General features: G+C 69.5%; 19 protein-coding genes. 5 read left to right on the plus strand and 14 right to left on the minus strand.

The features are described from left to right. Positions 1 to 151: 151 nt before the first annotated feature. On the minus strand, positions 152 to 904 hold the full coding sequence (locus OG972_RS15370; RefSeq protein ID WP_266981940.1) for a GntR family transcriptional regulator: 753 nt from the start codon (positions 902 to 904) through the stop codon (positions 152 to 154). A gap of 255 nt (positions 905 to 1159) precedes the next feature. Here OG972_RS15370 and OG972_RS15375 point away from each other — a divergent pair, with 255 nt between their 5' ends. After that, positions 1160 to 2551 (plus strand): glycoside hydrolase family 18 protein, encoded by a 1392-nt coding sequence (locus OG972_RS15375; protein WP_266981942.1) that lies wholly within the window; start codon positions 1160 to 1162, stop codon positions 2549 to 2551. A gap of 69 nt (positions 2552 to 2620) precedes the next feature. Here the strand turns inward: OG972_RS15375 and OG972_RS15380 are convergent, their stop codons facing one another. Next, positions 2621 to 4204: a S8 family peptidase gene (locus OG972_RS15380; RefSeq protein WP_266981944.1), complete on the minus strand. Its 1584-nt coding sequence runs from the start codon at positions 4202 to 4204 to the stop codon at positions 2621 to 2623. A 205-nt stretch (positions 4205 to 4409) separates the two neighbouring features. Here OG972_RS15380 and OG972_RS15385 point away from each other — a divergent pair, with 205 nt between their 5' ends. Continuing rightward, positions 4410 to 5531 (plus strand): threonine synthase, encoded by a 1122-nt coding sequence (locus OG972_RS15385; RefSeq protein WP_266981946.1) that lies wholly within the window; start codon positions 4410 to 4412, stop codon positions 5529 to 5531. A 36-nt stretch (positions 5532 to 5567) separates the two neighbouring features. On the opposite strand, the gene OG972_RS15390 is transcribed toward OG972_RS15385, so the two are convergent. Next, positions 5568 to 6050, minus strand: coding sequence for a cupin domain-containing protein (locus tag OG972_RS15390; protein ID WP_266981948.1), 483 nt, complete (start codon positions 6048 to 6050; stop codon positions 5568 to 5570). A gap of 170 nt (positions 6051 to 6220) precedes the next feature. Continuing rightward, the gene (locus OG972_RS15395) at positions 6221 to 6724 is read right to left on the minus strand and encodes a levansucrase (protein WP_266981960.1); all 504 of its coding nucleotides are present in this window, start codon (positions 6722 to 6724) and stop codon (positions 6221 to 6223) included. Positions 6725 to 6903: 179 nt separating this feature from the next. Here OG972_RS15395 and OG972_RS15400 point away from each other — a divergent pair, with 179 nt between their 5' ends. Beyond that, positions 6904 to 8910 carry a PE-PGRS family protein gene (locus tag OG972_RS15400; protein ID WP_266981961.1) on the plus strand — a complete coding sequence of 669 codons (2007 nt, stop codon included), beginning with the start codon at positions 6904 to 6906 and terminating at the stop codon, positions 8908 to 8910. Positions 8911 to 9244: 334 nt separating this feature from the next. After that, positions 9245 to 9793, plus strand: a complete 549-nt coding sequence (locus OG972_RS15405) for a carbonic anhydrase (protein ID WP_266981963.1) — start codon at positions 9245 to 9247, stop codon at positions 9791 to 9793. Positions 9794 to 9994: 201 nt separating this feature from the next. On the opposite strand, the gene OG972_RS15410 is transcribed toward OG972_RS15405, so the two are convergent. From OG972_RS15410 to OG972_RS15435, 6 genes are all read right to left on the minus strand, one after another. Beyond that, complete coding sequence (locus OG972_RS15410; protein WP_266981965.1) at positions 9995 to 10477, minus strand: S26 family signal peptidase; 483 nt, start codon at positions 10475 to 10477, stop codon at positions 9995 to 9997. After that, complete coding sequence (locus tag OG972_RS15415) at positions 10474 to 12306, minus strand: ABC transporter ATP-binding protein (RefSeq protein WP_266981967.1); 1833 nt, start codon at positions 12304 to 12306, stop codon at positions 10474 to 10476. The genes OG972_RS15410 and OG972_RS15415 overlap by 4 nt, the downstream gene beginning before the upstream one ends. After that, entirely contained in the window at positions 12303 to 12857 is a 555-nt protein-coding gene (locus tag OG972_RS15420; protein ID WP_266981969.1) for a redoxin domain-containing protein, read from the minus strand. Before OG972_RS15420 ends, OG972_RS15415 begins: the two co-directional genes overlap by 4 nt. Before the next feature lie 15 nt (positions 12858 to 12872). Next, positions 12873 to 13406, minus strand: a complete 534-nt coding sequence (locus OG972_RS15425; protein ID WP_266981971.1) for a MauE/DoxX family redox-associated membrane protein — start codon at positions 13404 to 13406, stop codon at positions 12873 to 12875. 73 nt (positions 13407 to 13479) lie between these two features. Next, entirely contained in the window at positions 13480 to 13659 is a 180-nt protein-coding gene (locus OG972_RS15430; protein ID WP_266981973.1) for a hypothetical protein, read from the minus strand. Positions 13660 to 13732: 73 nt separating this feature from the next. Then, on the minus strand, positions 13733 to 14266 hold the full coding sequence (locus OG972_RS15435; RefSeq protein ID WP_266981975.1) for a peroxiredoxin: 534 nt from the start codon (positions 14264 to 14266) through the stop codon (positions 13733 to 13735). A gap of 109 nt (positions 14267 to 14375) precedes the next feature. Here OG972_RS15435 and OG972_RS15440 point away from each other — a divergent pair, with 109 nt between their 5' ends. Continuing rightward, positions 14376 to 15173 carry an AfsR/SARP family transcriptional regulator gene (locus tag OG972_RS15440; protein WP_266981977.1) on the plus strand — a complete coding sequence of 266 codons (798 nt, stop codon included), beginning with the start codon at positions 14376 to 14378 and terminating at the stop codon, positions 15171 to 15173. Positions 15174 to 15475: 302 nt separating this feature from the next. On the opposite strand, the gene OG972_RS15445 is transcribed toward OG972_RS15440, so the two are convergent. The 4 genes from OG972_RS15445 to ychF form a co-directional block, all read right to left on the minus strand. Next, the gene (locus tag OG972_RS15445) at positions 15476 to 16294 is read right to left on the minus strand and encodes a hypothetical protein (RefSeq protein ID WP_266981979.1); all 819 of its coding nucleotides are present in this window, start codon (positions 16292 to 16294) and stop codon (positions 15476 to 15478) included. A 694-nt stretch (positions 16295 to 16988) separates the two neighbouring features. After that, positions 16989 to 17402: a DNA-binding protein gene (locus OG972_RS15450; RefSeq protein ID WP_266981981.1), complete on the minus strand. Its 414-nt coding sequence runs from the start codon at positions 17400 to 17402 to the stop codon at positions 16989 to 16991. After that, positions 17384 to 17668, minus strand: a complete 285-nt coding sequence (locus OG972_RS15455) for a hypothetical protein (protein WP_055570483.1) — start codon at positions 17666 to 17668, stop codon at positions 17384 to 17386. Before OG972_RS15455 ends, OG972_RS15450 begins: the two co-directional genes overlap by 19 nt. Positions 17669 to 17995: 327 nt before the next feature. Beyond that, the gene (gene ychF / locus OG972_RS15460) at positions 17996 to 19084 is read right to left on the minus strand and encodes a redox-regulated ATPase YchF (RefSeq protein ID WP_266981985.1); all 1089 of its coding nucleotides are present in this window, start codon (positions 19082 to 19084) and stop codon (positions 17996 to 17998) included. Positions 19085 to 19280: the final 196 nt, after the last annotated feature.

Consider the following 19280-nt stretch of genomic DNA (forward strand, 5'->3'; position numbering starts at 1 on the left):
TCGACAGAAATCCCGGCCGGATGCCCGCCGGGCGCCAGGAAAAGTCCCGCCGGAGCACTCGGCAAAGGGATCTGCGCCGAGCTCGACCGAGGGCTCGACGAAGGGCTCGACAGCGGGCCCCGATGAAGCCCACCAGCGCGCGAACCGCCGCTCACCTGACAGGAAGGTGATAGGCGATCCGGTAGCGGTCGGCGGGCACCACCACGTCCGCCGTCTCGACCGCCCGCCCCGATGCGTAGTACGTGCGCCCGATCACCATCACCACATGACCCGGCACACCGCCGAGCGCCAGGAGTTCCTCCGCCAGCCCCGGGCGCGCGCCGACCTGCTCGACCACGTTGTCCACGACGACGTCGATCGCGGCCATCCGCTCGACCACCCCGCAGCCGCCCAACGGGCCCTCCTCCGGCAGCATCACCGGCGTGCGCCCCGTGACGGCGAGGGGCTCCCAGGAAGTGGAGAGCATCATCGGCTCCCCCGCTTCCCGGAAGATGTATCTCGTACGCATCACCCGGTCACCCGTCTCGATGCCGAGCCGCTCGGCGATCTCCGGGCTCGCCCCTTCCTGCTCGCTGCGGGACTCCCACGTCCCCCGCACCCCCTCCGCCGTCTGCTCCTGGCGGAACGGGCTGGCACCGGCGCCCGGACGGTATCCGGAACGGGCGATGCGACGCGGGACCGGGCGCTCGCGCACATACGTACCGGAACCGGAGCGCCCCTCGACCAGCCCTTCGGCCATCAGCACCTTGCGTGCCTCCAGCGCGACCGTGTCGGAGACTCCGTACTCCTCGCGGATACGGGCCTGCGACGGCAGGCGCGTATGCGGCGGCAGCGAACCATTGGCGATCTTCTCTCTCAGATCGCTCGCAACGCGCAGATAGGCGGGCTGCTCACCGAAAGTCACAGGCCACTCCCAACAGGTTGACAGTCTGCAACAGCCTGGCAACCGTCGGTTGTGGACCGCAAGCACAGGCCAAAGTTTCACCCGAAGTGGTGACTTGGCGCAGGCGCATATCCGACCCCCCGGCCGCCCCCGATCATCCGCGATCGGCCCCCACCCCTTGACCCCATTTGGTCCAGACCAATAACTTCCTCTGCACACGGCACGACTCACAGCACGGCTCTCGTACTTCTCGGCACACGCACAGGAACGGGCCTCATGCGTCGAAGAACCCTGTCCGGACTCGCCCTTGCCGCCTCCGCCATCTCGCTGGCGGCCGGCATCGCCCCCGCCTCCGCCACCGCAGATCGCGCCACCAGCGGCGCCGGAAGCGACGGTCGCCGCGCCGCCGCGTCCGCCCCCGCCTACAAGCGCGTCGGCTACTTCACCCAATGGGGCGTCTACGGGCGCGACTTCCAGGTCAAGGACCTGGACACGAGCGGCGCCGCCGCCAAACTCACCCACATCAACTACGCCTTCGGCAACGCGAGCGCCGACGGCACGTGCCTGGCCGGCAATGTGCCCGGTGAGGCGGACGCCTGGGCGGACTACGTCCGTCCGCTCGACGCCGCCGGATCGGTGGACGGCGTCGCGGACACCGACACCCAGCCTCTCGCGGGCAACTTCAACCAGCTGCGCGAGCTCAAGGCCAAGCACCCCGGTCTGAAGGTGATGATCTCGCTGGGTGGCTGGAGCTGGTCCACCCACTTCTCGGACGCGGCCCGCACCGCCGCCTCCCGCAAGGCGTTCGTCTCCTCCTGCATCGACCTGTACATCAAGGGCAATCTGCCGGTGGACGGGGCGCGCGGCGGCGAGGGAGCCGCAGCCGGGCTCTTCGACGGCGTGGACATCGACTGGGAGTGGCCCGGCTCCGCCGGCGACACGGACACAGTCCACCGCCCCGAGGACAAGCAGAACTTCACCGCCCTGGTGCACGAGTTCCGTACCCAGCTCGACGCGTACGCGAAGAGCAGCGCGAAGGCGCGGAAGGGGAAGGGCCACGGCGCGAGGCCGAAGCACTACGACCTCTCCGCGTTCGTCCCCACCGCCCCCGACAAGATCGACGCGGGCTTCGACGTGCGCCGCATCATGCGGGACTTCGACTTCGTGAACCTCCAGGGTTACGACTTCCATGTCTCCGGCGAGAAGACCACCGCACAGCAGTCCGCGCTGTACGCGAAGGGCGACTTCAGCGTCGACCAGACCGTCGGCGACTGGATCGAGCGCGGCGCCCCTGCCCGCAAGCTGGTGATGGGCATGCCGTTCTACGGTCAGGGCTGGACCGGTGTGACGGGCGGCGGCGACGGTCTCGGCCGGCCGGCCGCGGCCCCCGCACCCGCCACCTGGGCGGCGGGCTACGAGGACTACAAGGCCCTCAAGAAGCTGGCCGACTCCGGTACGTACAAGATCCACCGGGACGTGAGGAACGGGCACGCCTGGCTGTTCGACGGCACGACCCTGTGGACGTACGACGACCCGCAGGTGCTGCGCACCAAGACCTCGTACATCCGCAGCCACGGCCTCGGCGGTGCGATGTTCTGGTCTCTGGACGGGGACACGGACGACGGCGAGCTGATGACCGCCGTCGACCAGGGCCTGGGCCGGCGTTAGCAGGCGAGAGGGTGTGGGGGCAGCCGCCCCCACACCCTCGGCCCGTTCACGGACCCGTCGTCGCAGAGGTCAGAACTGCAGGGCCCAGGAGTTGATCTTCCCGGTGTCGGCCGCGGCATTGTCGCTGACCCGCAGCTTCCAGGTCCCGTTGGCCACCTCCGACGAGGCGTTCACCGTGTAGGTGGTGATCACGTTGTCGGTACTGCCGCCCGTTCCGTACGCCTTCAGGTTGTAGACCGACCCGTCGGGCGCGACCAGGTCGATCTTCAGGTCGCCGATGTACGTGTGCGTGATGTTGACGGGCACGCTCAGCGCCGCGGGTGCGTTGCCGGTGACACCGGTGACGGTGATCGGCGACTCGACCGTGGAGTTGTCGCTGATGGTGTAACTCGTCGTGTTCTCGAACTTCGGGCCCGGCGGCGTCGTGGTGCCGCTGCCGACGTTCAGCAGCCGGTTCGGCGAACCCGTACCCGGGCTGGTCACCACTCCGGTGCTGGCCGCGGCGACCAGCCCGGCGGAGACCTGCGCTGGAGTGTCGCCCGGGTGGTCGGCCAGATAGAGGGCCGCGGCGCCGGCGACGTGCGGGGTCGCCATCGACGTACCGGAGATGGTGTTGGTGGCGCTGTCGCTGGTGTTCCAGGAGGAGGTGATCGACGAGCCCGGGGCGAAGATGTCCAGCACGCTGCCGTAGTTGGAGAAGCTGGAGCGGGCGTCGGTGCTGGTCGTGGAGCCGACAGTGATGGCCTCGGTGACGCGTGCCGGGGACTTGGTGGAGGCGTTGGTCGACTCGTTGCCCGCGGCCACGGCGTAGGTGATGCCGGACGCGATGGAGTTGCGCACGGCGGCGTCGAGCACGGAGTCCGCCCCTCCGCCCAGGCTCATATTGGCGACGGCGGGCTTGACGGCGTGCGCCGTCACCCAGTCGATGCCCGCGACGACCTGTGCGGTCGTGCCGGAGCCGCTGTTGTCGAGGACCCGCACGGCGACGATCTTCGCCTTCTTGGCGACGCCGTACGCGGAACCTGCGACGGTGCCCGCCACATGCGTGCCGTGGCCGTAGCCGTCCTGCGCGGTGTTGTCGTTGTCGATGGCGTCGTAGCCGTACGAGGCACGGCCGCCGAAGTCGCTGTGCGTGATCCGGACCCCGGTGTCGATGATGTACGCCGTGACACCCTCGCCCGCCTTGTCGGGATAGGTGTAACTCTGGTTCAGCGGGAGGGTCTTCTGGTCGATCCGGTCCAGTCCCCACGAGGGCGGTGAAGGCTGGGTGCCGGAGACCGTGAAGGTCCGGTTCTGCACGACGGACTCGACGGCCGGGTCCGCGGCGAACTTCTTCGCCTGCGCCTCGGAGAGCTCGACCGCGTAGCCGTTGAGGGCGGCGTGGTAGGTCTTCTTGATCGTGGCGCCGTACTCCTTGGCGAGCGCCTTGCCCTGCGTGGAGCCTGCGTCGGCCGCCGCCTCGTCGAGCGTGACGATGTAACTGCCGCTGATGACGCCCGGCGCGCCCGCGTTCTCGATCCGGCCTTCCGCCGCGGTCCCGGCCGCGGTGGCGGGGAACGCCGCCGCGGTGGAGAGCGCGAGGGCGGCGCCTGCTATGACGCTCGCCGCAGCGAGTCTTCGACGCGCGTGGGGGGTGTGACGCATCACTGACATGTGAGGGATCCTCCTCAATTGCGGTGCGTTGGTGTGGCGTTGTGGGCCGCTTGGGAACGGACCCAGTTGCCTGGCATGAGCATGACAACCACAACGCCGGTTTCTGCGCTGCCCGTTCCCTGCTGTCAGCGAAAGATTGACCGATCCATAGGAATCCCACAAGACGGCCTTGAGGAACGCCATACCTTTGCCATTCACCCGCCACATGGCTGACATGCTGGCGGACATGGCCACCTATCTCTGCCCGCAGGACGGCACCCGCGCCGACACCACATCCCTGACCTGGTGCTGTCCGGCCTGCCGCGGCCCCTGGGACCTCGACTTCCAGCCGGATGCGCCCCTCTCCGTCAACGCGCTTGCCGGACGCGTCAATTCACTGTGGCGTTACGAAGAGGTGCTGCCCCTCTCCTCGCCCACCACCAGCCTCGGCGAGGGCCGCACGCCGCTCGTGCCGCTCACCGGCACGGTCTCCGCCAAGCTCGACTTCCTGATGCCGACCCTCTCCTTCAAGGACCGCGGCGCCGTGATGCTCGCCGAGCTGGCCCGCCGTCTCTCCCCCGGTCGCGTCGTCGCGGACAGCAGTGGCAACGCGGGAACGGCCGTCGCCGCGTACTGCGCGCGGGCCGGACTGCCGTGCACGGTGTACGTCCCCGAGAGCACATCCCCGAAGAAGACCGAACAGATCCGGGCCCACGGCGCCCGCCTGGAGATCGTCTCCGGCGACCGCGAGGCCACCGCGCTGGCCGCGCGGGCCGCCGCCGACTCCCCCGGCACCTTCTACGCCTCGCACGTCTTCAACCCGTACTTCCTGCACGGCACGAAGACGTACGTGTACGAGATGTGGGAAGACCTCGGCGGCAGACTCCCCGACGCCATCGCCGTGCCGGTCGGCAACGGCACGCTGCTGCTCGGCGCGGCGCTGGCCACCGCGGAACTCCTCGCCCAGGGCCTGATCGACTCGCGTCCCGCCCTGATCGCCGTGCAGGCCGAGGCCGTGTCGCCGCTGGCCACCGCGTTCCACCACGGCGCGGACGGCCTGCCCGACCCTCCCGGCCGGGCCGCCCCCGCCCCCACGCTCGCCGAGGGCATCGCCATCCCCCGCCCGCCGCGCGCCCGACAGATCCTTGCGGCGGTACGGGAGTCGGGTGGCACCTTCCTCACAGTGACGGAAGATCAGATCCGTGCCGCGCAGAGGGACCTGGCGGCCCGCGGTTTCTACGTCGAGACGACCGGGGTCGCCTGCTGGGCGGCGGTCGGCGACTGGACGGACCGCAGTGTCGTCGTCCCCCTGTGCGGGGCTGGACTCAAGACGGGCCTGGCTCCCTGATCAGGGAGCTGCCGAAGGCAAGGGAGCGAGCCGGGGTCAGTCCGTCCAGTACGTGTCGTGCTTGATGAAGAACTCGGTCCGCTCCTCCTCCGACCACTGCGCGGCCTCCGCCACCTTCTCGAAGTACTCCTCGCGCGGCGCACCCGGTGTGAACAGCAGCAGCATCGACGCCGGTGCCTCGGAATCGTTCCGGAAGGCGTGCAGTCCGCCCTGTGGTACGTAGACGAAGTCGCCCTGCGTCGCGTCGACCCACTGCGCGCCGTCGTAGATCCGCACCGTCCCGTCGAGGATGAAGAACGACTCCGAGATGGACCGGTGGAAGTGTGTGGCAGGGCCGCCGGCTCTGGGCGCCATGTCCATCCGGTAGAGCCCGAATTCGCCGTGCGTCGTCTCCGTGGTCGCCAGGTAGTGGGTACTCCCGCCGCTGCGGGTCAGCAGATTCGCCGCCGTGCTCGCCGGCCGGTACGTGGCGCTGATCTCGCCCTTGCCGTCCGTGTACGTCGGTTCCGGGTACGACATGCCGTTCTCCTCCGTCGATCGAAGTGTCAGCCGATCACCCCGCGCGTCGCCCGCCCGCCCGCGGCGTCGACGTCCTTACGTTCGCACAGTGAGCGTCTCGCGCGTCTCTCTCGCCACGGTCCTCCCCACCTGATCGCGGGCGTGCTGATCGCTGACCCCGGACCGGTCCCTCAGCCCTGCTGCGGCTGGAAGTACAGGGCACCCTTCTCGATGAGGTGCCCGGCGTAGGCGCGCCCGATGGCCGGCTTCCCGCGGTACAGCCCCACGTACCCCTGCACCGTGTCGACAACGACCGGACGGGCGAAGCAGGCGAATCTGTTGCGCTGCTTCTCCTCCGCCCAGGCCATCGCGGCCGGGTCGATCCGGTCGCTGACCAGGAGAGGGAAGCAGGCGACGCCGGTCTGCATGCCGACGGGCAGCCCGCCCTTGTTCTTCTTGGCGTACGCGAGCACCTGCGTGGTGAACGTGTCGATGACCGGGACGGTGATCTCGGGCACGGCGGCGGCCACGGTGAACAGATGCAGGTTGGTGGCCGCCCACCGCATCCGGAAGTCGGCCCGCCGGCCGACGAGAACCGGCACGCCCGCCCAGTCCTCCCAGCGCGGCCCGCAGCCGTCGGCCGCCAGTCGGCCCTCGACCGCGGCCAGGTAGTTCCGTATCGACTCTTCGCTCATGGCGGCGATTGTCCACGGGCCGGGCACGCTCCGGAAGCCCGGGGCGCCCTGTGGGTTCACAGGGTGCGCCGAGGTCGGTTCCGCAGCCTGCACGGCCACGTGGTCGCCATGGCGTAGCGCCCCATCCCCTGCACCGGCCGCGGGGACGGCGCGGGGCCCGCTCCGTCAGGATGGGCACCATGACGGACTGCAGGAACAGCCGCGTGGAGCTACTGCAGCGAGCCGGGCTGGACATCGTGGGTGACGGGTGGGCCGAGGACGTGCTTCCGCCGTCGGCCGCCTGGCACCCCCTCGCGGCGTTCGATGCGGTGCCGACCATCGCTGTACCGCAGGGCCGCCCCGACCTCGTCACCGAACTGAACGCACAGTGGCACCGGCTCGCGGTCGAGCACGGGGTGATCGGCGGGGACGGCGTGTTCCTCATTCATGCCACCGCCGGAACCGACTGCGACTGCGGACCGAGCCGGTGGACCCGGGTGCGGCTGACGGAACAGTGGGACCTGGCCGGGGTGTTGGCGGACCGCCCGGGGCACCCGGAGTTCGTCACACTCTCCATGGACGGCAACGCCCTGCTGGGAGCGACCTCCGAGGAGTACGAGATCTGGCTCATGGCGGTCGCCGACGTGAAGGCACGGCTGGAGGAAAAGGCGGCGGCGGAGGCGCGGGAGACCCCGGAGGAGTACGAGGCCGCCTGGAAGGCGTTCCTCCGGCAGCCCGGACCGCCCGAGCGACTGCGCACGGCATGGATCGACGGACTGCAGCACAACCGGGCCTCACCCGAGGACGTACTCCTGCGGCTGCTCGAAGCCGCCCCGCACATCCTCTGGCGCAAGCTGCCGACAGCGGTCGTCGATGCGGCCGTGGCCCACCCCGAGTGGAAGGTACGGAGTCGCACAGCGGAGTGCCAACCGGACCTGACACCGGAGCAGTGGACCCGGCTCGTGCTGAACGAACCCAGCCGCGCACGCCGCCACCTCCTCGCCGAACTCGCCGCGGACAAACACGCCCAACTCACCGGCGCGGGGTACGAACAGCTCGCCACCGCCGCCGAACCGAGCGCCCGCGCAGAGGCCGCCCGCCTCCCCGGTCTGCCCGTACGGCTGCTCACCGCGCTCGTGGCCGACCCCGATCCCCGCGTGCGGGCCGAGGCCGTCCCGCGCGCCTGGCCTCACCTGGATGCTCGGGCACGGGACGGCCTGATGGCCGACCACGACAGCAGCGTGCGCACGGCAGCGCTGTTCCGGCACTACGAGGACCGGCCGATGCCCCGGTCGGTCTACGACGCACTGCCGTACGGCGATCACGCGGCCGAGACGTACTGCCTGGACGACGAACTGGCCGCACAACTCTCCGTGCACGAGGACCCGGCCCGCCGTCGCGCCCTCGCCCGCAACCCGCACCTGAAGCCGGAACTCGTCGCCGCCCTCGCCGACGACCCGGACGACGAGGTGCGTCTCGCCGTCTCCGTACGTCCTGAGCTCACCGAGAAACAGCGGGCGTCCGTCCGCATCGACATCGACCCGCAGGTCATGCGCCGTGAACTTCCCTGGATCGCCGCGCTCCACGACGACCCGGAGGCCATGCGCCGCTGCGCCGCCTCGTCCCATCTGCTGCTGCGCAGCGGAGCCGCCCGCGCCAGGCACCTGCCGCCGGACGTCGTCGACCTCCTCGCCCGGGACGAGGACCCCGTCGTACGTCTCTTCCTCGCCGAGTCCTGCGACGACGCACCCGCCGAGCTGCTCCTGGAGGTGTGGCAGTGGTGGTCCGGCAGCTTCTCGTACCCCGACCGCCCACGCGGCCACCCGAACTTTCCCCGCAGCGACCTCCTCCGGTACGCCGAGAACCCGCACCCGCGCATGCGCCAACTGGCACTGGACGACCCGGAGTCCACGGCCGACCTGGTGGAACGCTTCAGCCGGGACACCCATGAGGAGGTACGCCACCGGGCCGCGACCGACCCACGCCTGTCACCCGTCTCCGCGGTACGACTCCTCAACGACCCACGGAGATCGGTCCGGCACGCGGCCGCGACCCACCCGCGCCTGCCGGCCCGCACCCTGATCCGGCTGCTGCGGGACACGGCCACGGCGGATTCCGCGGCCCAGAACCCGGCGCTGCCCGTCGCCGTCATGCACTACATGCTCGACTCGGCCGCGACCGGACCCGCTTCCCCGCACGGACGGTGAGCCGGGCCGCCCCACCCGGTTCTGTGGGCCGTCGGTGGCAAAGCGACCCACGCCCGCTTGCGCCTGCCGTCGGGTTCCCGCGCCGCGCTGAACAATCGCCCTGGTCAAGACGGACGGACGGGTCTCAGCGGAGTGAGGGGAACGACCGATGGACAGAACGGGACATCCGGATCGCAGAGCTCTGCTCGCCGGCGGAATTGTGGTCGCCACGGTCGCGCTTGCGGGGTGCTCATCGACGAGCGCCGCCCCGTCGGCGACCAGCGCTTCGCCGGAAGCGCGGCCGACCACACCCGCCGGAGCATTCGCAAGACTGATGGACGGCAATAAGCGCTGGGTGAGCGGAGAACTTCGACATCCCGACCGGGATCCGGACCGGCGCCAGCTCGTGGCCCAGGCGCAGGAACCCTTCGGGGCGATCCTCTCGTGCATCGACTCCCGGGTGCCGCCTGAACTCCTCTTCGACACCGGGCTGGGTGACCTTTACGTGATGCGCACCGGCGGGGAGGCGGTCGGCCCCGTGGTCACGGGTTCCGTGGAGTACGGGCCCATGACGAGTGGCACTCCGCTCATCGTCGTCCTCGGGCATCAGCGTTGCGGCGCCGTCGGAGCGGCGTACAAGTCCATCCGTGACGGCAAACCGCTGCCAGGAAACCTGGAGGCGATCGCCAGGGCACTGCGGCCGGCGTACGAGCAGGCAGTCCGGGAGGGGGGTACCGACCCCGTCGAGACCATGGCCCGCGCCCAGGTCACGCTGACCGCGGCCGACCTGCGCTCCAACCGCGACCTCGCCCCACTCGTGGCAAAAGGCGCGCTTGCCGTGGTCGGCGCCTACTACTCGCTCGATACCGGCAAGGTGGACGTCCTGGCCGGCGCGCCTTCCTGACCGGCGGACATGAACGTCAGCACCACGTCAGCACGGAACACGGAAAGGGTCGGGCTCCACAGAGCCCGACCCTTTCCGACCTGCACATCGGACGTGCGGTGCCGAACCGGTCACACGTTGAACCGGAATACCGAGCACAGAGCTGCCCCCTGCACAGATGTCGTTCCGACGCGGGCCATCCCAGCACGGTACGTCCCTGCCTCAAGAAGGCAGCGAAGAAGGTGCACCGGAAGCCGCAGCGGCCCGCAGGCGGAGCAGGACAGTTCCGATGAGCTTGTCCTCGGGGCAGTAGCCCAACTGTTTGGAGTCCATCGAGCCCGGCTTCTCGCCCAGGAGGACGAGCATGCCCGGCGGCACATGGGTACCGGGGCATCGGCCGGCCCAGTGCGGTACGGGCTCCCCGGCGACGGCGACGATGCGTTTGACGTACCACGAGTCGGGCGTGGTGCCCGTGGGGTAGTGCCAGCCGTGCTCGGGGTGGGGTGCGACGACGACGGCCACCCGGCCCGTGGCGACACGGCGTCTTCCACGGAGCATGAGGATCCGGTCGCCGGGCATGAGGGTCGGCGACATGCTGTGTCCGCGGACGGTCACAGCCACCAGCCGCCCACGCGCCAGCAACAGGGCTGCGGCGAGGACGAGGAGTCCTGCGAGGGCGAGGAGCACCGGGGCTGCGGGGGTCACCGGACGGTCTCCTCGTAGCCTTCGGCTTGCGTGGTGAAGAGCTCGGCATAGGTGCCGTGGGCGGTCATGAGCTGTTCGTGGGTGCCTGTCTCCTGCACGGTTCCGTCGGCGATGACGACGATGGCGTCTGCGGCGCGGACGGTGTTGAGGCGGTGGGAGACGAGAATGCTCGTCGCGCCCTGGCGCAGTGAGGTGAGCCGGTCGTGGACGTGGCGTTCGGCGACCGCGTCGAGGCCGGTGCTGGGTTCGTCGAGGATCATGAGATCCCGTTCGGAACGCATCAGGGCCCGGGCGAGCGCGAGGCGCTGCCACTGGCCGCCCGACAGCTGGACACCAGGGCTGGTGTCTGCGGTGTCGTCGGGGAAGAACATCCGGCTGAGCATGGTGTCGTACCCCTGTGGGAGGCGGGCGAGGGCGGTGTGGATGTCCGCGTCGGCGGCGGCGGCGTGGATGCGCCCATGGTCGTGGAGCGAGCCGAGGTCACCGAGACCGATGTTCTCCCCGGCGGTGAGGTCGTACTCCATCGGGTCCTGGAAGACAACGCTGACTCGCCGGCGCAGCTGGTCCGCAGGGAAGTCCTTGAGGTCGATGCCGTCCCAGTGGATGCTGCCCCGCTGCGGGTCGTAGAGGCGGCACAGCAGTTTGACAAGGGTGCTCTTGCCGGCGCCGTTGAGACCGACGACGGCCAGGCTGGTGCCGTGCGGGATGGTCAGGCTGATTCCGCGGAGGATCCACGGTCCGTCGTCGGTGTAGCGGAACCAGACGTCCCGGAGTTCGACGCCGTGACTCAGGGGCGGTGGGGCGATCGGGGCGGCCGGGGCGGGGAGGTCGTCCCGGACCTCGGTGACATGCAGGTAGTGGCTGAACAGCAGGGCCGTCTGGTGGCTTTGGGCGATGCACCCCACCAGGCCGACGAGTGCCGTCTGCATGCCGGCGAGGGCGGCGACGAGGAGGGACACGTCACCGGCGGTGAGGGCGTGGGTGGCTGCCTGGTGCACGCCCCAGACGAGTGCGCCGGTGGAGACGCCGGCTCCGAGGACAGCGAGGGCCGTCTCGTGGGTGGCGAGGCGGCGGTCGAGGCGTTCCTCCTGCTGGTTGATGCTGTCGAGATCGGTACGCATGCGCTGCGCGAAGTAGCCGCCGAGGCCGTAGAGGCGGATCTCTTTCGCCGCTTGAGTGTCGGTGAGGAGCCCTCGGTAGAAGATCTGGCGGCGGGCGAGGTTGCTGGTGCGCCAGAACATGTCCGCGCGATGGCGGCTGTTGGCCAGGTGGGCGAAGAGGGCCGGAACGGCCGCGGCGACAAGGACGGCGGCCAGGGTGGGGCTGATGAGCAGAAGACTTCCCAGGAAGCCCGCCAGGGTGAGGACTCCCTGGGCGCCCTGGAGTGCCGCACCGACGAGTCGCTCGGCCCCCTGCGCGCTTTGGATGGCGAGTTGGACGCGGTCGTGGAAGGCGGGCTGTTCGAGCTTGGACAGCCCGCTGAGCCGGTTGACGGCCGTGAGCAGGTCGCTCTGGGCCCGGGTGGAGGTGGCGCGGCGGATGCGGCCGTCAGCGTAGGAGGAGATGGCTGAGGCGGCAGCGAGGAGAACGGTGAGCAGGCCGATGCCGGCCGCGGCCCAGTTGAGGTCCGAGGCGCGGAACTCATCCGCGGTGAGGCTGTCGACCACGTACTTGAGCAGCCAGGAGGCGGCCACGGGGGCTGTACCCGCGATGACGACGGTGGCGATGCGGACGGCGAGGGCCCCGGGGCAGGACCGCAGCGTGAGAGCGAGTACGGCGGTGAGACCCCGCAGGAATTCGGCCGTGCGGGAGGTGAACTGCCCGCTCATGCGGTGAGGAGGTTGAGCGCGGGCAGGGAACCTTGGCCGATGCCTGTCTCGGTGATGGTCCCGTCGGCGTCGAGGAGGACGAAGGTGGGGTGGTGGCGTACGCCGAAGGCGCCGGCGACGGGACCGTTCGAGGGTTCGGTGGCGGTGAGTTCGGTGAGCGGGCCGACTGCTTCGAGCAGGGGGCCGGCTTCGGTGGGCTGTCCGTTGATGACGACGACGAGATGCGCGCCCGACGGGGTGTTCGCCTCGGCCCACCGTTGGATCTCGGGGAGGCTTTCCCTGGTGGGCCCGCAGTCGGGGCGGAGGAAACAGATGAGGGCGGGGTGGCCGGCCAGCGTCGATTCGCCGACCTCGCCTCGGGGGGTGTGCAAGGTGAAAGCGGGGATGTGGTCACCTTCGTGTACGGCAAGGGCCGGAGGGCCCGAGGCCGCGGCGGCCGGGGCGGGGGCGGCCATCGCGGCGCGCCAGCGTTTGGTGACCGCGAAGGTGAGGAGGGCGTTGACGAGGGTGACCGCGGCGAGAAGGGCGAGGCCGGTGATGGCGTAGCTCACTCTGTGATCGTCCTTTCAGCGTCGGCCGGTGCGGGCGGAGAAGAAGAAGGCGAGGTCGTCGGTGAAGACGGCGAACGCGGTGAGATAGCCGGCGATGGCAACGGCGAGCGCGAGTGCAGGGGCGCTGACGGGAGTGGTGGTGCCGTGGGTGAGGGCGATGGTGCCACCGAGGAGGGCGAGCACAGTGAGTGCGGCGTTGCGGGCGACATGCCAGGGGCCCATGGGCACAGTGGTCCTGCTGCCGAAGCAGGGGCAGCCGGCGGAGCTGCGGCGCCGCATGGCGGTGACGGCGACGGCGCTGAATGCCGCGCACAGGGCGGCGGCGACGGCCAGGCCCGCGGTGAGCGTCCGAGGCAGGGCGAGGAGCACGGCGGCGAGGAGCTCGGCCGCGGGCACCAGGACGGCGAGAGCCGGCCGGGCGGCTGCCGGTAGGTAGGTGAGGTCGCCCAGTGCCGTGGCGAATCGGCGACGGTCGCGCAGCTTGGCGAGGCCGGCCACGGCCAGCACGCAGATCAGGGTCAGGCGGCAGACGAGCAGCAGGTCGGACAAGGGTGACTCCGAAAGAATGGGTCCTGGGCCGGCGGACACGGGGCGGGCCGCGCGCGGCCCGCCCCGTGGTTGTTCAGCAGTAGCTCCAGCTGCCGCAGCTGACCCCGCACGCGCCCGTGTAGCAACAGCGGCGGCACCGCTGGGCGCTGGTGCTCCACTCGGTCCAGCAGTCCGGCGCGCAGCCTGCCTCGGCCTCGGCCTTGGGCAGAATCCGCTCGATCAGGCGACTCGCACCGGCCTTGAGTGTGCGCATGATTCTCCTCTTCCTGTGTGGATGGGATGTGCGTACTCCGCGGTGCGACCGCGGTCCGCGGTCGCACCGGGGTTCAGGAGGCCGCCGGTACCGGTTCGCGGCCGGCGGCGGAGGGAGCGGCGACAACGCCGTCCTGGTAGCTGAGGATCGTGGGGAAGGCGGGGACGCGCAGAGCGCGGAACAGTGGTGATGCCTCGGGCCCCGGTACCACCTCGTCCGCCGGCCCGACGAGTTGGGCGGTCAGGCTGCTCTCGCCGGCTTCGGCGCCGATCACCAGGGCCAGGACCCGGCCGCCTGCCGACCGGGTCCGGCCGGCCCGTTCGGCGAAGTCGGGGAGGCTGTCGGTGCAGGACGGGCAGTCGTGGGAGAAGACGCCCAGCAGCAGCTCCCCGGAGCGGAAGTCGTCCTGGGTCAGGGTCCGGCCGCTGAGCGCGGTGGCGGTGAAGTCCGGGAGTCCGTCTCCGGGTTGTGGCCTCTGATCTGCGAAGTCGTCGCGTCTGCGTACGACTTCGAGCTCCTGCCAGCGACGCATGATGACCATGAGCAGGACGAGGTTGAGCAGGGCGACGGCTCCGACGAGCACCAGACCCGCAATGACGTAAGGCAAGTTGCGACCCCCTGGCCGGTTGCACGGGGGAGCAGTGTGATAGATGAGGCCTGTCGGAAGGATGCCAAGACCTTGCCAGGAACATGACGAGCTGAGCATGATGGCCGCCATGCTTGCCACGGGGTCGCATTTTCGAGTGCTCGGCAGAGTTGAGTGGTCCGTCGACGGACGCCCCAGAGCCATCGGTCGCCGCCGCGAGCGTCTGCTGCTGGGTTTACTCCTGCTGGAGATGGGCCGGTCGCTCCCGATGGACCGGCTGATCGATCTGCTGTCGGACGAGGACGAACGACCGCCGTCCCGGACCGATCTGTATGTGCATGTCTGCCGGCTGCGGGCGAGCCTTCGCCAGGGCGGGTGCGACGGGTCGGTGCGGCTGGTGCGGAGCGGTTCGACGTACGCCCTGACCGGCGATCCGCAGCTGGTGGATCTGCACCGCTTCACTCAGCTGGTCAACCGGGCTCAGCGGGGCACCGAGCCGCAGGAGGTTTCACGGCTCGCCTCGTCCGCCCTGGCCGAGTGGCGGGGGGCGGTGCTGGAGGACGTCGCATCCGAGCGGACACGCCGAGGTGTCGGCACCGCTTTCGACGAACTGCTGATCTCGGCACAACTGCTGCGTGTCGCGGCGGAGTTCAAGCTGCGTAACTACTGGTCGCTTGCCGCGGAGCTCGCGCGGCTCACCGAGGACCATCCGGAACACGAGATGTTCTTGGCCTTCCGTGCGGCCACGCTCTACGAGTGCGGCCGTCGCGCGGATGCGCTGCGAGTGCTGTCCTCGGCGCGAGCACGAATGACCGCGCGGCTGGGGTTGGATCTGAGCCGCGAGCTGCAGGATCTGCGCGAGGCGATCCTGCGGGGCAATCCCATGGACCGCCGCATCTTCCGCTGTGGCGCCCTGGGCGCCGTGTGATGCACCGCAGCATCCCCACCAACCCAGCACGGTAGTGGTGAGCAGGGGTGATGACGGGTGACGAGGAATCAGATTTCCCAGCACCATCCCAGTACGGGGAAAAACCAGGGCCCGACTCCGAAGAGTCGGCCCCCTCTTGACCTGCGCGTTTACCAGATCGGCGATGTGGTGCCATGTCACCCGCTACACATTGAAGCGGAATGTCTGCCCAGCGATCCTGACCTGCGGCGGAGCCCCATCCAGGGCTCTGACCAAGGGTTTCTCCGTTGGCATGCGTTGGCCTCCGACGGCCGAGAGCGGCATTACTGAGTCATGATCCAATGAGGGTGGGACGCGTCTTCGACGCAGACGAAAACGTACATCTTCCCCCAACGCGAAACTGAAATATCGGTCGGGATGTTCGCCCCCCTGATCCCGGCACTTCGCTGATCCTCAACCGGCACCCAGCTGCGATTCCCGCCGTCCCATTCATGGGTGGCGACAGTGAGCAACAGCCGCATCGACCGGCCGCAGTGCGCGGGCACCTCCCCCGGCCCGGTCACGTTCCACGCGACGAACCCGCCGATCTTCCAGCCTGGCGCCACGGAAAGATCCGACTGGTAATCCGGGGCATCCTCGTCATCCCAGTTCGTCCATCGATCGACCTTCGCCTGCAGATCCGCCGGCAGCAGCTCGACGTACTGATGCTCGCGCACGGTCTCCGGATGCACGACACACGGCGACGGCACATAGCCCTCACGGCCGACCACCGGAAACTCCGGCAGCACCGCCAAAGGCTTGCTCACATCAGCCGTAGACCGCCAGACCAGCCGCAGATGGACCTGATGACCGTCGTGCCGTTCGAAGGGACACCACAGCACCTGCAGCAGATCGCACCCGGAGGGCGCTTCCAGACCCGGAATGCCACGAGCGTAGAACTGCCCCACCGCGAGCAGCGGAATCGGATCCTCAGGCCGGACGTCGGGCGCGTACCGCCCCCGCTTCTCCAACGCCTCCCAGCGTTCGCGTTCTTCGTCATCGGGATCCGTTCCACGTCGACGGAAGTCATCACGCATGCGCCGCGCTTCGCGTACATGGGCCAGCAGCTCTCCGCGGTCCTTGCGATGCACCTCAGCACACACGGGCCAAGGCTCATCCTCCGGCCACAGCAACGGCCCGCCGACCGAGCTGTCATGGATGGAAGGGTTCCCCCGCCTCGGGTGAAGACGAGTGGTCGTCAAGGCGTGCCCACTCAACTCCGGAAAGACGGCCTCCACGTCCACCGGCCGGGCAGGCGTCGTACGAGTCATCTCACATTCTCCCCATCCTCTGGAGGGTGCGCCTCCAGGATCGACGCCGTCCCGCCGGCCACCGCAGTCTCGTACAGCGTGATCCGGTCGCCAGGGACGAGGTGCCTCCACCGCGCGGGTGTCAGGGGCAGGAGGCGCACTGGAGCCCGAGCGCCGGGCGCAAGGTCGGGAGCGAACTCGACCCACACGCGGGCGATGTCCAGGTCGGACGCCCCGTCCTCCCTCCGGTGGCCGATGTCCCACATCGGCCGCAGCACCCCAGCTCCGGGGATCGGAGTACGCCGGAACGTCTCACCGGCCGGGAGGAGCACGAGACCAGCCGGTCGGCGAGGCCGCCGACAGGCGCGAAGCCGTCGAACTCGCCCGCGCCCAACAGCCTGGCATCGTCCTCATGGACATCCGCAGCGCGGCACGGACGGCATGGCCGGCACCCAGGCCATCTGCGAGGACCCCGACCTGGCCGGCACCCGCGTCGGCCGCGCTGGATCCGGCCCGATCCGCCCGCGCCGCCCTCGACCGCGGGAAATCACACCGCCACGAGCCGGACGCGATCGCCGCAGAGCTTCGTCATGTCGTCGATATCGGAGGTCAACATGACCACGGGGCGGTGCTGTCGCAGCGCGGCCTCGGCGACCGCCGCATCGATCGCGTACTTGTGCCCGTGCAAGCCGGCATCCATCAGCAGCTTCGAGGCCGCCCTCGCCTCCTCGTCGCCCACCGGGACTACGCGCAGTCCGGAGAGCACCCAGTTCAGGCGAGACTTGTTCGTACGGGCGTGGACGGCCTCGATGATGGTGAGCGCACTGATCACGACCTCCATACCGCGCGAGCGCGCCTCAGCAACAAGAGCCACCACCTGCTCGTCGTCGGCGAGCAGCTTCGAGAGCCCCTCGCTGTCGAGGACCAGCGTCCCCTCGTGACTCAGCTTGCGGCGGGCCACTCGGCCTCCTCGGCGAACACCTCGTCGAAGACCTGCCGCGCCCGCTGACGGGCCTGCTCGGAGACCGGCCCCTTGCGGTTCTCGTAGTCCGCCAGATACTCGTCCAGCACCTGCCCGCGCAGCTCACGCTCGACCGCCGCGGCGATGAATGCGGAGAACTCCCGCTTGCCCACCCGCGCGCGGATCGCCTCCGCGGTCCCCTCCGGCAGCGACAGGCTCACCCGCGTCGCCGGCCCTTCCCCGATGCTGTACGTCGTCTCAGCCATACCCCCCAGTGTGTCAAACGAGTAGGAAAAGCGCGACGGCCCACGCTCCCGCCACCCGCGCGGGGAGCCACCCGGGGAAGAGTCGCCCGCCCCGCCCACCCCCTCTCGTCGCGCACCGCACGGTCCGCGACTCAGCACGGGAGCTGGCCGCCGTCCCAGCACGATCCCAGCACGGCAGGGATGAGCAGGGGTGATGACAGGTGACGAGGGGCCAGGTTTCCCAGCACCATCCCAGCACGGGATAAAACCAGGGGCCCGACTCCGAAGAGTCGGACCCCTTTTGACCTGTATGTTTGCCAGATCAGCGACGTGCCGGTAAGGCGTCCGCTACACGTTGAAGCGGAACTCCACCACGTCGCCGTCCTGCATCACGTACTCCTTGCCCTCCATGCGGGCCTTGCCCTTCGCGCGGGCCTCGGCGACCGAGCCCGTCTCGACCAGGTCCTCGAAGGAGATGATCTCCGCCTTGATGAAGCCCTTCTGGAAGTCGGTGTGGATGACACCGGCCGCCTCGGGGGCCGTGGCACCCTTCTTGATCGTCCAGGCGCGGGTTTCCTTCGGACCTGCCGTGAGGTAGGTCTGGAGGCCCAGGGTGTCGAAGCCGACGCGGCCGAGGGTGGCCAGGCCGGGCTCTTCCTGGCCCATGGACTGGAGGAGTTCGAGGGCCTCGTCGTCGTCGAGTTCGATGAGCTCGGACTCGATCTTCGCGTTGAGGAAGATCGCCTCGGCGGGGGCGACCAGGGCGCGCTGTTCGTTCTTGAAGTCCTCGTCGACCAGCTCGTCCTCGTCGACGTTGAAGACGTAGAGGAAGGGCTTGGTGGTGAGGAGGTGCAGCTCGTGGAGGAGCTTGCCCTTCTCGGTGCCTGCCGTGATGCCCGCGGCGAAGAGGGTCTGGCCGGACTCCAGGATCTTCTGGGCCTCCTCGACCGTGGCGAGGACCGCGACCTTCTCCTTCTGGAGGCGGGACTCCTTGGTGAGGCGCGGGACGGCCTTCTCGATGGACTGGAGGTCGGCGAGGATCAGCTCGGTGTTGATCGTCTCGATGTCGTCCTTGGGCGAGACCTTGCCGTCGACGTGGACGACGTTCTCGTCCTTGAAGGCACGGATGACCTGGCAGATGGCGTCGGACTCGCGGATGTTCGCGAGGAACTTGTTGCCGAGGCCCTCGCCCTCGCTCGCGCCGCGCACGATGCCGGCGATGTCCACGAAGTCGACGGTGGCCGGGAGCAGCTTCTGGGAGTTGAAGATCTCCGCGAGCTTGCTCAGGCGCGCGTCGGGGACACCGACCACGCCGACGTTCGGCTCGATCGTGGCGAACGGGTAGTTGGCCGCCAGCACGTCGTTCTTGGTCAGGGCGTTGAACAGGGTCGACTTGCCGACATTCGGCAGACCGACGATTCCGATCGTGAGCGACACGTTGGCGACTTCCTGCAGTAAGGATGGATGGGCCGATTCTCCAGTTTACGGGCGGGGGCAAGCGGGTAATCACAGATCCGGCCCGAGCCGATCCGGTTCCCGTTCGGCCAGGTGGCATCGAACTCATCGCCAAGGTCACCCAAAGGGCGTGTCCCACGCCTCTGTCCTCCCGCTTCGCGACCTACGTTGTCCCGGT

It is taken from the genome of Streptomyces sp. NBC_01669 (assembly GCF_026339735.1).
Lineage (GTDB): Bacteria > Actinomycetota > Actinomycetes > Streptomycetales > Streptomycetaceae > Streptomyces > Streptomyces yanii.

What these genes read in the sequence shown, in the direction of transcription:
- OG972_RS15375 (WP_266981942.1), top strand. Translation starts at nt 1,160, where the DNA reads ATGCGTCGAAGAACCCTGTCCGGACTCGCCCTTGCCGCCTCCGCCATC.
- OG972_RS15380 (WP_266981944.1), bottom strand. Translation starts at nt 4,204, where the DNA reads ATGTCAGTGATGCGTCACACCCCCCACGCGCGTCGAAGACTCGCTGCG.
- OG972_RS15385 (WP_266981946.1), top strand. Translation starts at nt 4,410, where the DNA reads ATGGCTGACATGCTGGCGGACATGGCCACCTATCTCTGCCCGCAGGAC.
- OG972_RS15390 (WP_266981948.1), bottom strand. Translation starts at nt 6,050, where the DNA reads ATGTCGTACCCGGAACCGACGTACACGGACGGCAAGGGCGAGATCAGC.
- OG972_RS15395 (WP_266981960.1), bottom strand. Translation starts at nt 6,724, where the DNA reads ATGAGCGAAGAGTCGATACGGAACTACCTGGCCGCGGTCGAGGGCCGA.
- OG972_RS15400 (WP_266981961.1), top strand. Translation starts at nt 6,904, where the DNA reads ATGACGGACTGCAGGAACAGCCGCGTGGAGCTACTGCAGCGAGCCGGG.
- OG972_RS15415 (WP_266981967.1), bottom strand. Translation starts at nt 12,306, where the DNA reads ATGAGCGGGCAGTTCACCTCCCGCACGGCCGAATTCCTGCGGGGTCTC.
- OG972_RS15430 (WP_266981973.1), bottom strand. Translation starts at nt 13,659, where the DNA reads ATGCGCACACTCAAGGCCGGTGCGAGTCGCCTGATCGAGCGGATTCTG.
- OG972_RS15440 (WP_266981977.1), top strand. Translation starts at nt 14,376, where the DNA reads ATGCTTGCCACGGGGTCGCATTTTCGAGTGCTCGGCAGAGTTGAGTGG.
- OG972_RS15455 (WP_055570483.1), bottom strand. Translation starts at nt 17,668, where the DNA reads ATGGCTGAGACGACGTACAGCATCGGGGAAGGGCCGGCGACGCGGGTG.